Origin of the sequence: Pseudomonas sp. MF6751, assembly GCF_016613265.1 — a bacterium.
Classification (GTDB): domain Bacteria; phylum Pseudomonadota; class Gammaproteobacteria; order Pseudomonadales; family Pseudomonadaceae; genus Aquipseudomonas; species Aquipseudomonas fluorescens_BV.
The window spans coordinates 1-15,282 of the sequence record NZ_JAENSV010000048.1 but is presented as its reverse complement, the minus strand read 5'-3'; the positions used below and the strand labels follow the sequence as shown (position 1 = coordinate 15,282).

The 15,282-nt window shown below is 61.1% G+C and carries 12 protein-coding genes; 8 read left to right on the top strand and 4 right to left on the bottom strand.

What is annotated here, in order from left to right:
- The first annotated feature begins 95 nt into the window (after positions 1-95).
- Together JJD66_RS24180 and JJD66_RS24175 are read left to right on the top strand one after the other, a co-directional pair.
- Positions 96-1,229 (top strand): TIGR03364 family FAD-dependent oxidoreductase, encoded by a 1,134-nt coding sequence (locus JJD66_RS24180; protein WP_198716704.1) that lies wholly within the window; start codon positions 96-98, stop codon positions 1,227-1,229.
- A 122-nt stretch (positions 1,230-1,351) separates the two neighbouring features.
- Complete coding sequence (locus tag JJD66_RS24175) at positions 1,352-1,897, top strand: hypothetical protein (protein ID WP_200649213.1); 546 nt, start codon at positions 1,352-1,354, stop codon at positions 1,895-1,897.
- A gap of 19 nt (positions 1,898-1,916) precedes the next feature.
- Here JJD66_RS24175 and JJD66_RS24170 read toward each other — a convergent pair whose 3' ends face one another.
- A complete protein-coding gene (locus tag JJD66_RS24170) occupies positions 1,917-3,284 on the bottom strand; it encodes a DUF3482 domain-containing protein (RefSeq protein ID WP_198716706.1) in 1,368 nt (455 codons plus the stop codon).
- Positions 3,277-4,656 (bottom strand): DUF2868 domain-containing protein, encoded by a 1,380-nt coding sequence (locus JJD66_RS24165; RefSeq protein ID WP_200649212.1) that lies wholly within the window; start codon positions 4,654-4,656, stop codon positions 3,277-3,279. Before JJD66_RS24165 ends, JJD66_RS24170 begins: the two co-directional genes overlap by 8 nt.
- A gap of 69 nt (positions 4,657-4,725) precedes the next feature.
- On the opposite strand from JJD66_RS24165, the gene JJD66_RS24160 reads away from it, so the two are divergent.
- On the top strand, positions 4,726-5,238 hold the full coding sequence (locus tag JJD66_RS24160; protein WP_200649211.1) for a dihydrofolate reductase: 513 nt from the start codon (positions 4,726-4,728) through the stop codon (positions 5,236-5,238).
- An 84-nt stretch (positions 5,239-5,322) separates the two neighbouring features.
- On the opposite strand, the gene JJD66_RS24155 is transcribed toward JJD66_RS24160, so the two are convergent.
- Positions 5,323-6,714, bottom strand: a complete 1,392-nt coding sequence (locus JJD66_RS24155; RefSeq protein ID WP_200649210.1) for an L-cystine transporter — start codon at positions 6,712-6,714, stop codon at positions 5,323-5,325.
- A 242-nt stretch (positions 6,715-6,956) separates the two neighbouring features.
- On the opposite strand from JJD66_RS24155, the gene JJD66_RS24150 reads away from it, so the two are divergent.
- The 4 genes from JJD66_RS24150 to JJD66_RS24135 all read left to right on the top strand — a co-directional run bounded on the left by JJD66_RS24150 (position 6,957) and on the right by JJD66_RS24135 (position 12,272).
- Positions 6,957-8,018, top strand: a complete 1,062-nt coding sequence (locus tag JJD66_RS24150) for a phosphorylcholine phosphatase (protein ID WP_105228876.1) — start codon at positions 6,957-6,959, stop codon at positions 8,016-8,018.
- A 205-nt stretch (positions 8,019-8,223) separates the two neighbouring features.
- Positions 8,224-8,754, top strand: a complete 531-nt coding sequence (locus tag JJD66_RS24145; protein ID WP_105228875.1) for an RNA polymerase sigma factor — start codon at positions 8,224-8,226, stop codon at positions 8,752-8,754.
- On the top strand, positions 8,754-9,701 hold the full coding sequence (locus JJD66_RS24140; RefSeq protein WP_198716709.1) for a FecR family protein: 948 nt from the start codon (positions 8,754-8,756) through the stop codon (positions 9,699-9,701). The genes JJD66_RS24145 and JJD66_RS24140 overlap by 1 nt, the downstream gene beginning before the upstream one ends.
- Before the next feature lie 129 nt (positions 9,702-9,830).
- Positions 9,831-12,272: a TonB-dependent siderophore receptor gene (locus tag JJD66_RS24135; protein ID WP_105228873.1), complete on the top strand. Its 2,442-nt coding sequence runs from the start codon at positions 9,831-9,833 to the stop codon at positions 12,270-12,272.
- Between the two features lie 186 nt (positions 12,273-12,458).
- On the opposite strand, the gene ilvD is transcribed toward JJD66_RS24135, so the two are convergent.
- Entirely contained in the window at positions 12,459-14,300 is a 1,842-nt protein-coding gene (ilvD, locus tag JJD66_RS24130) for a dihydroxy-acid dehydratase (protein WP_003195159.1), read from the bottom strand.
- Positions 14,301-14,686: 386 nt separating this feature from the next.
- Between ilvD and JJD66_RS24125 the strand changes: the two genes are divergently transcribed.
- The gene (locus tag JJD66_RS24125) at positions 14,687-15,145 is read left to right on the top strand and encodes an REP-associated tyrosine transposase (RefSeq protein WP_198716711.1); all 459 of its coding nucleotides are present in this window, start codon (positions 14,687-14,689) and stop codon (positions 15,143-15,145) included.
- Positions 15,146-15,282 lie beyond the last annotated feature (137 nt).

Sequence of the window (15,282 nt, the reverse complement as noted above, 5' to 3'; positions counted from 1 at the left end):
GGCAAGCCAGCTCCCACATTTTGATGTGTGAACCCGTTCAAGTGTGGGAGCTGGCTTGCCTGCGATTGCGGCCTCAAGGACAGGAACATCATGTCATGACACAACACAGCGATTTACTGATCGTCGGCGCCGGCATCCTCGGCCTCTCCCACGCCTATGCCGCCGCCAGGCGCGGCCTCAAGGTCAAGGTGTTCGAGCGCAGCGCCACGCCATTGGGCGCCTCAGTGCGCAACTTCGGCCAGGCACTGGTCACCGGTCAACCACCAGGGCCAATGCTGGACCTGGCGCGGGAAAGCCGCGAAATATGGGGCCAGTGGGCGCAAGCGGCGGGCCTGGCGCTCAAGCGCAATGGCTCCTACCTGTTCGCCCGTACCGAAGCCGAAGAACATCTGCTCGAAGCCTTCTGCGCCGGGCGCGCGCGGGAGCACGGCTACAACGTCGAGCTGCTGCAGGGCGCTGCCATGAACGACCTGTACGCGGGCCAGTTCCGCCATCACCGCGCCGCCCTGCATGGCAAGGATGACCAGCAGTTGTACTCCCGCGAGGCGATCCCGGCGCTGATCCATTACCTGAGCCAGCACTTGAACGTGGAGTTTCACTTTTCCACGCTGGTACGTGACGTAGAGCCGGGCCAGCTGCACAGCACGGCCGGCAGCTTTCGCGGGGAGCAGATCGTTGTCTGTTCAGGCCACGACTATCAGACCCTGCTGGCCGAATCCATCGCCCCGCTCAACCCGCACACCTGCCGCCTGCAAATGCTGCGTGCGCGGCCGGTGCTTAATCTGAACCTGCAACACGCCCTGCTCACCGGCTTGAGTTGCGTGCACTACGGCGCCTTTGCCGACCTGCCGGAAGCGGCCGCGGTGCAGGCGCAGATCTTGCGCGAAACACCACATCTGCAGGAACACGGCATTCACCTACTGATCAGCCCCACGCCCCATGGCGAGCTGATCATCGGCGACTCCCACCATTACGACAGCGACCCGACGCCCTTCAATGCCGAGCAGATTGATGACTGGATGATCGAGCTGGCGCAGCAGACCCTGGGGTGCAACATCCAGGTGGTCGAGCGCTGGCAAGGCGTCTACGGCGCTCGCGGCCCCGGGCCGTTTTCGTTTGTGCAGGCGGCACCTGGCGTCAGCGCTGCCTTGATGCACACCGGCGTAGGGATGAGCGTGGGGCCGGCCATGGCTGAACGAAACATCAGCCTGTTGTGGGGCGGCGCGTGATGTCACCGTTAAAATATGACGCCCCATATAGCCTTATCGTACCGTAGGTGCAGATGCCATGAACTCTTAAAGGCCCACAGCTTGGAATAGCCTGTGGGCTTGTTCATGTTTGAGATATTTCTATGCGTTACCTGAAAGCGACCGCCCAAGACCGGAGCGGTAATGGCAGGGCCGATACGGTATTGCTCCATTTTTATGAAAGACCCGCCTGCGGTGCCGATGAGTTGATTCATGAAGCCTTCGCGCTGGACATTGACGCGGACGGTGTTGTGGACTTTCAGAGCCCTGGCGACTCCGCTCCTGCGGGTCGAGCCCAATTCATCGACGCCTTGCAGCTTAAGACCTTTGCTAATGCCTTCCTGAAACTGAACTGGTTTAACCGGGGGCAGAGCGTACAGCGCGCACTGGTTGTTCTGGTCGCGCATTACAACAAAAAAGGGCCACCAAACGCTGTGGAACTAGGCTTTTTTGACCAAAGCAGTCAACCCCGAAGGTCCACGGCGACGTACCTGGCCGCTGGCTATGACGGGGATGGTGATGGCGTGCTGGAGTCATTTACTAATAGCGACGTGGATAAAAACGGGGTCGCCGACAAGGCGGACAAGGCGTTGCTCAGGACGCTGTGCAATAGCTTTCTGGCGTTTGAGTGGTATGAAAAGAACGAGTGAGCCTATATGTATATAACGCTCAGCCGTCACTGAGCTGGCGGGCCAGCGTCTGAATCTGTTCCTGGCGCTCGGTCTGACTCAGCTTATGCTGCGGATTAAGGCTCGACCATTGTGGATAGGCGCGGGCCTTGTTTAATGCATCGGGCAGCTTGCCTTCGCGCCAGGTTTTGTCCTGGGGCGTGTCGACCTTGATGCTGTGCATCGCCGCATGGCCGCGCAGGTTCAAGGCCTTGAGCAGTTGGCGTTGGCGCAAGGCGAGCAGGCGCAATACGCTGTCGTCGACGGTCAGCTCGCGCTGGCCCTTGATCTTGCCGAGCAGGCGACTGCCGTAGCTGCGTGCGGTTTGCAGGGCGCCACCAGCGATAGCGCCTGCCAGGGCCGCGGCGCCAAGGGTCAGGCCGCCGACCAGTAGATCCACGCCAGCACCGGCAGCGGCTCCGGCAGCTATTCCGCCGCCGACCCGCACGCCAAGTTGCTTGAGGGTTTCGGGGTTGAACAAGTCATCGCCCCAGCGACCGTCGAGCAGCGGCAGGTCGCTGGCCGCCGCGTCCTGTGGGCGAAAGCCGAACAGTTTGAGCAGGGCTTCAACGCACTTTTGTTCGCGTTGGCGCACGGCCTTGCGTAAGTCGCTGACGGCTTGGGGCTCATTCTCGGTTGTCACACTGCGACGGCAGGCCGCGCAGTCGATCAACAGTTCGGCGATCAAGCGGGCGGCGCTTTGCTGGCGAGCCTGGCGCTGGGCTTCTTGATCGAGGATCAGGCGTTCCAACTGCGGCCGTGAGTTTTCCAGCAGCAGGGCCAGGCTTTCATACAGCCGGCGTTCGCCGTCTTCGGGCGGTGCCACGCTGTCGAAACGCACCAGCGCATGCAGGCCGAGGCGGGCCAGGGCTTCGCGCCAGTCCGGTTCGCGGTGGTCGCTGCTGCTGACAAAGTTGAGCACCGGCAACAACGGCTTGCCGCAACTGGCTAGCACTTGCAGTTCGTCGCGGTACTTGGCCAGCACCGGCTCGCGAGCGTCGATCACGTACAGGCCGGCATCGGAGGCCAGCAACTGGCGCAGCACCTTGGCTTCCTGTTCGAAACGCTGGCGCGCCTCGCTGCCTTCCAGGAAACGCGCCAGCCGCGCAGGGCCATCCAGGCGTTCGCCGGGGCGGTCGAGGCGTTCCAGGTAATCGAGCAGGGCGATGGCGTCTTCCAGGCCGGGAGTGTCGTACAGCTCCAGCAAAGCTTCGCCATCTACCGATAGGCGTGCACCTTCCACGTGCCGCGTGGTGCTGGGGCGATGGGACACTTCGCCAAAGCCGACATCGCGGGTGAGGGTGCGCAACAATGAGGTTTTGCCCACGTTGGTATGGCCGACCACGGCGAGTTTCAGCGGTTTAGTCATGACCTGTCTCCAGCCAAGTGAGCGGCGCGCAATCAGCAAACGACACTTCAAGCTGTTGCAACGCGGCATGCCAGTCGCCCAGGCGCTCGGCGTCCAGCGCCTGGCCCGGTGGTGCCTGCAGCAGCCATACGCGAGTGTCGGTGGCGCTGCGTGCCAGCTCGGCGATCAGTGCCAGGCTGCCACGGTCGGGCGAGCGGCGCGGGTCACAGGCGATGGCCAGGCGCGCGGGTGGGAAACGGCTGAGTTGCTCCAGCAGTTTGTTGCGTGATTCGCGGCTGTCGAGGATGCCGGCGTTCTTGACGTTGGCAGGCAGTTTGGGGGGCCAAGGGTGTTGGTCGTCGAGTTCGATGGCGACCAGCAAGGCGCCATCACTCTCCAGCTCACTTGCGCCGCCGCTGATCGAGTGCAGGTGATCGGGCGCCACATCGTTGACCCCCAGGCGCTCGCTGCTGGGCATCAGGCGTTCGCGCAGTTGGGCGTAGCCGGGCAGGTTGAGGTCCAGGTGCAACGCTGCGCGCCCGCGTTTCCATCGCCACAGGCACAGCAAGGCAAGGATCAACCGCGGCAGCAGGCCGTAGACCAGCAACACGCCCACCAGCCAGGCCGCCCAGGCCTGGCGGGCGCTTTCGATATTCAGCGCGGAGTCGCCGCTGGCGCGGATCATCTCCACGGTGGGCACATTGAAACCGAGCAGAGCCGGGAGTGTGCCGAGGGCCTGGGTCACGGCGACAAAGGTATCGGCGCCGAGAATGGTGGTTTCCCACACAAACCCATAGCGGCGGGTGGCGAGCAGGGTCAGCAGGATCACCAGGGCGCTGAGCAAGGCCAGCAGCCATAAGCTGTTGACCAGCACACCCACCGCCCAGCGATTGAGTTTTTGCCGTTGCAACAACAGCAGCAGCGCGGGTGCCAACTGTGCGGCCTTGGCGTCACGGGCCAGTTTCTCGCTGAGCCACAACCACAGCCGGCCAAGGCTGGCGCTGTGTTCGCCGGCAAACAGCAGGCCCAGGGCCCAACTGATCAGCAAGATCAGGTTCAGGCCGAGCAGGCTGCCCAAGGCCCAGAACACATTCACCGGGGCCAGGCCATTACCCAGCGCGGCGAACGCCAAACCGGCGCCGCTGATGACGGCGACCGCCGCCAGTAACAACAGCGCCAGGCGTGCGCCTTGCAGCCAGCGGCTGAGCGCGGCGGCCAAACCATCGCGCTCGGCCAGGTGCAGCGCACGCTGCTGGATGCGCGTGGCCAGGTCGCCCCCGGCGGTGCGGGCCAAGCGGTTGGCTTCCAGGTCTTCCAGGGGGCCGGCGTGTTCTTCCCGCAGGCGCACGGTTTCTGTCAGCCAAAGTCTGTGCAGCGGGTTCAGTGCAGTCACGCGCCGTCCTGTCGTGTTGATGAGGTTGGAGCATAACCGCTGGCTCGCCGCTCTGGTATTCTCGTCGCCATGAAAAAAACTCTCCCTTTAAGCCTGATCGCAGCCCTCGGTGAAAACCGTGTGATCGGCGTCGACAACAGCATGCCCTGGCATTTGCCGGGGGATTTCAAATATTTCAAAGCCACCACCCTTGGCAAGCCGATCATCATGGGGCGCAAGACCTGGGATTCCCTGGGCCGACCGCTGCCGGGGCGCTTGAACCTGGTGGTCAGCCGTCAGACCGATCTTGTGCTGGAAGGTGCGGAAGTTTTTCCGTCACTGGGTGCAGCGGTCGAGCGCGCTGAGGAGTGGGCCAAGGCGCAAGGCGTGGAGGAGCTGATGCTGATCGGCGGCGCGCAGTTGTATGCGCAGGGGCTGGAACAGGCCGATCGCTTGTACCTGACCCGCGTGGCGCTGAGCCCGGAAGGGGATGCGTGGTTTCCAGAGTTTGATATGAATCAGTGGAAGCTGGTGTCGAATGTCGAGAATCCGGCTGAAGGTGATAAGCCGGCCTACAACTTCGAGGTGTGGGAAAAAGCCTAAAAGCATCGCAGGCAAGCCAGCTCCCACAGTTTGATGTGTGAATACATTAAATGTGGGAGCTGGCTTGCCTGCGATAGCGGTCTATCAGACCTGCGCTAACTCGGCATGCTCATCGGCATCCAGCAACGCTTTATCCGTCTGCCCCATGATCTGGCTGGTAATCGCCCCCGCCGTCATCGAACCATTGACGTTCAACGCCGTACGGCCCATATCGATCAGTGGCTCCACCGAAATCAGCAGTGCCACCAGTGACACCGGCAAGCCCATGGCCGGCAGCACGATCAGCGCGGCAAAGGTCGCACCGCCGCCGACGCCGGCAACGCCCGCCGAACTCAAGGTCACAATTGCCACCAGGGTCGCGATCCACAGCGGGTCCAACGGGTTGATGCCCACAGTCGGCGCGACCATCACCGCCAACATCGCAGGGTAAAGACCGGCACAACCGTTCTGGCCGACGGTCGCGCCAAACGAGGCGGCGAAGCCGGCGATGGATTGCGGGATGCCCAGGCGACGGGTCTGCGCTTCAATGCTCAGCGGGATGCTTGCAGCGCTGGAGCGGCTGGTGAAGGCGAAGGTCAGCACCGGCCACACCTTGCGGAAGAAGCGCAGCGGGTTGATCCCGGCCAAGGACAGCAGCAGGCCGTGCACCACGAACATCAGGCCCAGGGCCAGGTACGACACCACCACGAAACTGCCCAGCTTGATGATGTCTTGCAGGTTGGAACCGGCGACCACTTTGGTCATCAGCGCCAGCACACCGTAGGGGGTCAGCTTCATCACCAGGCGCACCAGGCGCATCACCCAGGCTTGCAGGGTGTCGATGGCGTTGAGGACTTTCTGGCCTTTTTCCACGTCGTCCTTGAGCAGTTGCAGCGCGGCAACCCCAAGGAACGCGGCGAAAATCACCACGCTGATGATCGACGTCGGTTTGGCCCGGGCCAGGTCGGCGAATGGGTTGGCCGGTACGAACGACAGCAGCAACTGCGGGATATTCAGGTCGGCAACCTTGCCCGCGTAATCACTCTGGATCACTTGCAGGCGCGCCATTTCCTGGGTGCCGGCCACCAGGCCTTCGGCAGTGAGGCCGAACAGGTTGGTCAGGCCGATGCCGATCAGGGCCGCGATGGCCGTGGTGAACAGCAGCGTGCCGATGGTCAGGAAGCTGATCTTGCCCAGGGACGAGGCGTTGTGCAGGCGCGCCACGGCACTGAGGATCGAGGCGAACACCAGCGGGATCACGATCATTTGCAGCAGCTGCACATAGCCGTTGCCGACCAGGTCAAACCAGCCGATCGAAGCTTTGAGCACCGGGTTGCCGTCGCCGTAGATCGTATGCAACGCCGCACCGAACAGCACGCCCAGCACCAGGGCGAACAGCACCTTCTTGGCCAGGCTCCAGTGGGTACGGCGGGTTTGTGCCAGGCCCAGCAACAGGGCCACGAACACCAATAAATTGAGAATCAGGGGCAGATTCATTGAAGCTCCGTTGAGAAGGCAGCCAATCGCGTGAGCCTGCGATTGCGAACCGGGAAGCCTAACAGCTTGAAATATATTGATTTAATACCAATATGGAATGGTGACTGTCGTTTTTGGAATAAGCGTTTGACGCCCAGGCGTATGCGCTTGGCGCAATCGCGACGTCAGCGGTCGCGCTCGGACGATAACTGTCATACGGATTTGTTAGCGTCGATGTCTTTCACTTGAGGGAGACAACGCCTATGAAGCTCGCGCCGAAACTATTGGTATCCGCCGCCTTTTGCCTCGGGCTCGCCAGCCAGGCGTTTGCCGCCACCGAGTTGAAACACTGGCCGGCACCTGCCGCCAAACAACTCAACGAAATGATCGCCGCCAACGCCAACAAGGGTAACTACGCGGTGTTCGACATGGACAACACCAGCTACCGCTACGACCTTGAAGAGTCCTTGCTGCCATTCATGGAAAACAAGGGCCTGATCACCCGCGAAACCATGGACCCTTCGCTCAAGCTTATCCCCTTCAAAGACACCGCCGACCACAAGGAAAGTCTGTTCAGCTACTACTATCGCCTGTGCGAAGTCGACGACATGGTCTGCTACCCCTGGGTTGCGCAGATTTTTTCCGGCTTCACCCTCAAGGAACTCAAAGTGCAGGTCGACGAACTGATGGCCTCCGGCAAGCCCGTGCCGGTCAGCTATTTCGAAGGCGACGTGGTGAAAAAATCCGAGGTACAGCCGCCGAAAGTCTTCACCGGCCAGGCCGAGCTGTACAACAAACTGATGGAAAACGGCATCGAGGTCTATGTGATGACCGCCGCGTCCGAGGAGCTGGTGCGCATGGTCGCGGCTGATCCGAAGTACGGCTACAACGTCAAACCCGAGAACGTCATCGGCGTGACCACGATGCTCAAGGACCGCAAGACCGGCGAGCTGACCACCGCACGCAAACAGATCACTGCCGGCAAGTATGACGAGAAGAGCAACCTCGGCCTGGAACTGACCCCCTACCTGTGGACCCCGGCGACCTGGATGGCCGGCAAGCACGCGGCGATCCTCACCTACATCGACGAATGGAAAAAACCAGTGATTGTCGGCGGTGACACACCGACCAGCGACGGCTACATGCTGTTCCACGACGTTGACGTGGCCAAGGGCGGCGTCCACCTGTGGATCAACCGCAAAGACAAGTACATGACCCAACTCAACGGCATGATCGCCAAGCACGCGGCGGCGCAAGCCAAGGAAGGGCTGCCGGTGACGGCGGACAAGAACTGGGTGATCGTCAAGCCGGAAGAGATCCAGTAAGACCGAGTCACTGCATCGCAGACAAGCCAGCTTCCACCGTCGACCGCATTCTCATGTTGGGCGCGGTCAACTGTGGGCTTGCCCGCGAAGGCGGTCTTAAGAACACCGCAGACTCAAAGGCAAAATAGATATCAATTGCGAACTAATCTCATTCTTTGCTAGCGTGCGCACTCCCTGAACCGTCCGTTCTTCTCAAGGTAGTGCTGTGTCCTCCTGGAATACGCAGATCGCGCGCCTGTTCGCGGAGCAGAAGAAAGCCCTCGAAGCCTTCGTCACGCGCCGCACCGGCAGCGCCCAGGTGGCTGCCGACCTGACCCAGGAATCCTTCCTGCGCCTGGCGCGCCTGGAGTCCGGCGAGAAGATCGATAACCTACCCGCGTTCCTCTTCACCATTGCCAGCAACCTGGTGCGCGACCACCAGCGCCAGGCTATCCGCCGCGAGCGTCTGGATGCCGGCGCACCGAGCGAAGAACTGCCCTGCAGCAACCCCGGTGCCGACGAACAACTGGCCGCCTATCAGCAGGAGCAACTGATGCAGGATGCGATCCTGGGCCTGCCCGAGGCGACTCGGCAGATCTTCCTGCTCTATCATGTCGACGAGCTTTCCTACCGCGAGATTGGCGAACGCCTGTCGATCAGCCCGCGCAGTGTGGAATACCAATTGCGTCGCGCCTTGATTGAATGCCGTGGGTACATCAAGACGCGCCTAGCCTGCGATGCACAAGGACGTCGGTAATGACTGCCCTGCCTACTGCTGATGTGTTGTTCGAAGAGGCGTCCGGCTGGTATTTCCGCCTGCACGCCGAGGACTTGACCCCGGCTGAAATGGACGCCTTTGCTGCGTGGCTCGGTCAGGGCCAGGCGCAGGATGATGCCTGGCAGGAAGTGCAGGCGATGCTCGGCGGCCTGCGTGAGCCGGCGCGCGTCATTCGCCGTGCCGAGCAGGCCACCTGGCGTACACCGCTGCGGCGCTGGGCGTATGCGGCTGCCGTGTTGCTGGCCGTGGGCCTGACCGTGCAGAACACTCCCTGGCTTGACCGCTTGCGCGCCGACTACGCCACTGGCACTGGCGAGTCGCGCAGCATTGAACTGGCCGATGGTTCCCACCTTCAACTCAACACCGACAGTGCGGTGCAAATCCGCATGAGTGCGGGTGAGCGGCAGATTCGTTTGCTGCGTGGCGAAGGTTTCTTCGATGTGACCAAGGACCCCGCACGGCCCTTCGTGGTGCAGTCGGGCGACGGCTGGGTGCGAGTGGTCGGCACCCAGTTCAGTGTGGCGCGGCGTGATGACCAGACGCGTGTGCAGGTGGCGCAGGGCAAGGTTGAAGTCAGTGCAGGGAGCGGCACGCCGGTCTATCTGGAACCGGGGCGGGCCGTGGAGTATCAGGACCGGCACCTTGCACACGTCCACGGTTTCGACCCGGCCAGCGGCTTTGCCTGGCGTCAGCGGCAACTGGTGTTCCGTCAGCAACCTTTGTCGGTGGTGGTCTCTGAACTGAACCGTTACTGGCCCGGCAAGACGCTGGTGCTCGGTGATGCGTTGCGCAGTCGGGTAGTGTCCGGCGTGTTCGAAATCGACAAACCCGATGCCGTGCTCAAGGCGTTGGAATACACCCTCAACCTGCGTGCCGAGCACTACACCCCGTATTTGCTGGTGTTGCGTGAAGGCAATGCGTCCTGACGGCAATTTCTCAAAATATTTTCAGGGTTTCCCCGCAAGCCATCGTCCTTGATCACTGAGGCGTAAATAGTAAGCACTCTCAAGTAGTGCGGCGCCGATCACAGACTTTTGTACCGGGGAGCACCATTCATGGCACACCGATTCGCCACACGGCCCTTGCTGGCCTTGGCCATTTCCTTGGCTAGCTGTATCGCGCCGTCGTACCTGCAGGCCGCTGAGGCCAACCAGGCCCAGACCTACCGCTTCGATATTCCCGGGCAGGGCCTGGACGCTGCGCTGGCGGCGTTCTCGGCGGTGACGCGGGTTCAGGTGCTAGTGAATGGGGAGTTGACCCAGGGGGTGATATCGCCGGGTGTGAAGGGCAACCTGGGGCAGCGTGAAGCCTTGGGGCAACTGCTCGGCGGCACGGGACTGAGCGCGGCGTTTATCAATGCCGATACCGTCACCCTGGAAAAACGTGTGGTACCAGGTTCAGCCCTGGAAGTGGGCGCCACCACCATCACGGCCGAACGCCTGGGCGTCACCACCGAAGGCACGGGCTCGTACACCACGGGGGCCGTGACCCTGGGCAAGGGCGAGCAAAAACTCAAGGACATCCCGCAGTCGGTCAGCGTCATGACCCGCAAGCAGATGGATGATCAGAACACCACCAAGCTCTCTGAAGTGGTCAAGCGCACGCCCGGCCTGACAGCGACCAAGTCTCCCGGCTCCGGTATGTTCATCTTCTCCCGTGGCTTCGAGGTTGGCACCCTGCAATACGACGGTGTGGGGATTCCACGTAACACTTACACCTTGGGCAGCTATCTCACCGAAAACATGGCCATTTACGACCGCGTCGAGACGCTGCGCGGCCCGGCCGCCTTGCTGCAAGGTGCCAACAGCCCCGGCGGCACCATGAACCTGGTGCGCAAGCGCGGGCAGCAAGCGCCGACGGCGACCATTACCGCCAAGGCTGGCTCATGGGACCACTACGGCACTCAGGTCGATGTCGGTGGCCCGCTGAACGCCGCAGGCACCTTGCGCGGACGCTTCGTGGCGGATTACGACACCACCGATTCCTTCGTCGACTATGCGGGCGGCTGGAACCAGACGGTTTATGGCGCCGTCGACTACGATTTCACTCCCGACACCACCGTCGGCCTGGGCATCAGTAACCAGAAGGGCCATTCGCGCCCCAACTTCATGTCGTTGCCCCGTTATGCCGACGGCAGTGATATCGGTCTGCCGCGTTCGACATTTGTCGGCGCCAGTTGGAACCGCAGCGTCAACAATCAGACTCAGGTGTTTGCCGACATCGAGCACCGCTTCAACGATAACTGGAAAGTGAAAGCCGCACTGGTAGCCATGGATGAGCACAACGACGCAACCTACCAGGCGACGTGGGACACGGTACCCGTCGGCGGTGGCGCTGTGCCCTATGTAGATTGGATCACCGACTTCAATACCAAGAGCCGCGGCGCGGATGTGTATGTAAACGGCAAGTTTGAGGGGCTGGGCTTCCAGCAGGAAGTGGTGCTGGGCGCCAACTATTCCAAGCTCACCACCGACGACCAGTGGGCACGGGCTTCAAACCCCGGCGCGGATATCTTCAACATCGACCACAACCGCCCACAGCGCGACAAGTACCAATTGTTCCAAGAGGGTGCCGCCTCGAAGAGCTGGTATGACATTCGCCAGAAAGGCATCTATGGTACCTGGCGTGTGAAAGTCCTAGACCCGCTGACGTTGATCGTCGGTGCGCGTACCAGTTGGTATGACTATTCCTACATTGGCCAGAGTGGTTTCAAAGGCACATATGGTGCCCCGCAAGACAATACCACCCAGTCCAATGGCAAGGTTACGCCCTACGCCGGCCTGGTCTATGCGCTCAACGAGCAGTGGTCGGCCTACGCCAGCTATGCCGATGCCTTTGAGCCGCAAACCAACCTGACCACCTCCGGCTCCCTGCTCAAGCCTATCGAGGGCAAAAACTACGAGTTGGGCATCAAGGGAGAGCTGGCTGACGGGCGCCTCAATACCTCGTTTGCGATCTTCCGTTACGATCAGGAAAACCGTAGCGTGCAGGACCTGCAAGGGCCAATGAACTGCAATGGTTGGTACTGCTCGGTCGCCTCTGGCAAGGTCCGCAGCCAAGGCTTTGAAGCCACACTCAGTGGTGAGGTGCTGCCAGGCCTGCAACTGGCCTCCAGCTACACCTACAACACCACTGAATTCCTCAAGGACGACACCTACGAAGGCAAGATTTTCAGCACTTGGACCCCCAAGCACTTGCTCAAGGTCTGGGGTGATTACCAGTTGCCGGGCGATTGGCAACATTGGAGCGTGGGTGCCGGTGTGACCGCGCAAAGCAGCACCGAAGCCTATGACCGTACGTTCAGCGTGCCGGGCAATGCATTGTGGGATTCGCGGGTGGCCTACAAGATCAACCAGGAATTCACCGTGGCGGCAAACCTGAACAACATGTTCGACAAGAAGTATTACATCCCGGCCTACAACGCGAACTGGGGCAGCAACTACTACGGGGACCCACGCAATGTGATGTTCACCATGACCTATACCCCACAGTTCTAAGAGATTACCTATATCCAATGCGGGGGCTGGCTCGCCCGCAATGGCGGTGTGCCAAACAAGAACTCACCGGCAGGCCTATAGCTATCGCAGGCAAGCCAGCTCCCACAGTTGATCCTCGGTGTTGTGGAGGTTTTGGCCAGGCATAAAAATGCCCCGCACCTGGCGGGGCTTTTTTATGCACGGGGCTTACAGGCCGTCGAGCATGGCTTTGTTGCGTACCGCACCTTTGTCGGCACTGGTGGCCAACAACGCGTAGGCCTTCAATGCGGTGGTGACTTTGCGCGGGCGCTTCTCCACTGGCTTCCAGCCTTTCTTGTCCTGCTCAACGCGGCGTGCTGCCAGTTCTTCATCGCTGATCAACAGGTTGATCGAGCGGTTCGGGATGTCGATCAGCACCTTGTCGCCATCCTGCACCAGGCCAATCGCGCCACCGGCAGCAGCTTCCGGCGAAGCGTGGCCGATGGACAGGCCCGACGTGCCGCCGGAGAAACGGCCGTCGGTCAGCAGGGCGCAGGCTTTGCCCAGGCCTTTGGATTTCAGGTAGGACGTGGGGTAAAGCATCTCCTGCATACCCGGGCCGCCTTTAGGGCCTTCGTAGCGGATGATCACGATATCGCCTTCCTTGACTTCGTCCGCGAGGATGCCGCGTACCGAGCTGTCCTGGCTTTCGTAGATCTTGGCGCGGCCTTCGAAGACGTGGATGGACTCATCCACGCCTGCCGTTTTGACCACACAGCCGTCGAGGGCGATGTTGCCGTACAGAACGGCCAGGCCGCCTTCTTGCGAGTAGGCGTGCTCGACACTGCGGATGCAGCCGTTTTCACGGTCGTCATCCAGGGTGTCCCAACGGGTCGACTGGCTGAACGCCGTCTGCGTCGGGATACCGGCCGGGCCGGCCTTGAAGAAGGTGTGCACGGCTTCGTCGTCGGTCTGGGTGATGTCCCACTTGGCGATGCCTTCGGCGATGGACTTGCTGTGCACGGTCGGCAGGTCAGTGTGCAGCAGGCCACCACGGGCCAGGGAACCGAGGATCGAGAAGATCCCGCCGGCGCGGTGCACGTCTTCCATGTGGTACTTCTGGATGTTCGGCGCGACCTTGCACAGTTGCGGCACGTGACGGGACAGGCGGTCGATGTCGCGCAGGTCGAAATCGATCTCGGCTTCCTGGGCGGCGGCCAGCAGGTGCAGGATGGTGTTGGTGGAACCGCCCATGGCGATGTCCAGGGTCATGGCGTTTTCGAACGCCTTGAAGTTGGCGATATTGCGCGGCAACACCGACTCATCGTTCTCGCCGTAGTAACGCTTGCACAGCTCGACGATGGTACGGCCGGCCTGCAGGAACAACTGCTCACGGTCGCTGTGAGTGGCCAGTGTGGAACCGTTGCCCGGCAAGGCGAGCCCCAGGGCTTCCACCAGGCAGTTCATCGAGTTGGCGGTGAACATGCCGGAGCACGAACCACAAGTCGGGCAGGCGCTGCGCTCGTATTCGGCGACCTTCTCGTCAGAAGCGCTGGAATCGGCGGCGATCACCATGGCGTCGACCAGGTCGAGGCCGTGGGAGGCGAGCTTGGTCTTGCCGGCTTCCATCGGCCCGCCGGAGACGAAGATCACCGGGATGTTCAGGCGCAAGGCGGCCATCAACATGCCGGGGGTGATCTTGTCGCAGTTGGAAATGCACACGATGGCGTCGGCGCAGTGGGCGTTGACCATGTACTCCACGGAGTCGGCGATGATCTCGCGGCTCGGCAGGGAATACAGCATGCCGTCATGGCCCATGGCGATACCGTCGTCCACGGCGATGGTGTTGAATTCTTTTGCTACGCCACCGGCGCGTTCGATTTCGCGGGCGACCAGTTGGCCGAGGTCCTTGAGGTGGACGTGGCCCGGTACGAACTGGGTAAAGGAGTTGGCAATCGCGATGATCGGCTTCTTGAAGTCGTCATCTTTCATCCCCGTGGCACGCCACAGCGCGCGCGCACCGGCCATGTTGCGGCCGTGAGTGGATGTTTTCGAGCGGTAATCAGGCATTGGAGCACTCCGGGCGGCTAATCAAGTACTAAAGGGGAGTGAGCTTCTAATTGACGACTGGAACACTCAGAAAATGGCCGTGTGTCCGGAAGTTGCCACTCGCGTCGCGGGATCGCCGCTTGCTTGGGCCTCGAGCTCATAAACCCGCCGGGGGATGACTGGCGATGAATAGGGCCGATTCTACACCGACTTCTTGTAGGAGCGAGCTTGCTCGCGAAAATCGTCAACGATGACGCAGTGCTATCAGGTGGACCGGGGTGACTATTCGTTTTTCGCGAGCAAGCTCGCTCCTACAACGGCAAGACATATCTGGAACCACTGTTTAAGGCCTCGCTGGCGCGCTGGCTCCTACCGTTTATCTTCCAATCACAGAAGAGGACGAAGGAATGTCCACCCAGCAAAATGCTCATCGACTGCGTAAAGGGCGCTATTCAGAATCGGGCCGTATCTACTTGCTAACGGCTGTCACCCATCAACGGCAACACATTTTTCAAGACTGGCTTATCGGTCGCTTGCTGGTCCGCGAATTCAGAAAGGCTCAGGAAGAAGGAGATGCAACATCACTAGCCTGGGTGGTCATGCCCGATCATTTCCACTGGCTGGTGGAATTGCACAACGGCGATTTGCCCAGGCTCATGCAGCGAACCAAATCGCGAAGTGCCCGTGCAGTCAATAAGGCAAGACAGTCCTTCGGAGTGCTTTGGCAAAAAGGCTATTTCGACCGGGCGTTGCGCCGTGAAGAAGACTTGAAGGCAATGGCTCGCTACATCGTCGCAAACCCCTTGCGCGCAGGCTTGGTCGAGCACATTGGCCAATACCCACTATGGGACGCCATCTGGCTATAAGGCTCCCTTCCCTGTAATTAGATGGACTCGCCCAAGCCGAGGCGTCTATGCGCCACGGTGGCATTCTTATAGAAGCCAACGACAGCGAGGGCGAGCCCATGAAAAAGCATACGACGATCAATCAGTCTTTGTCAGCC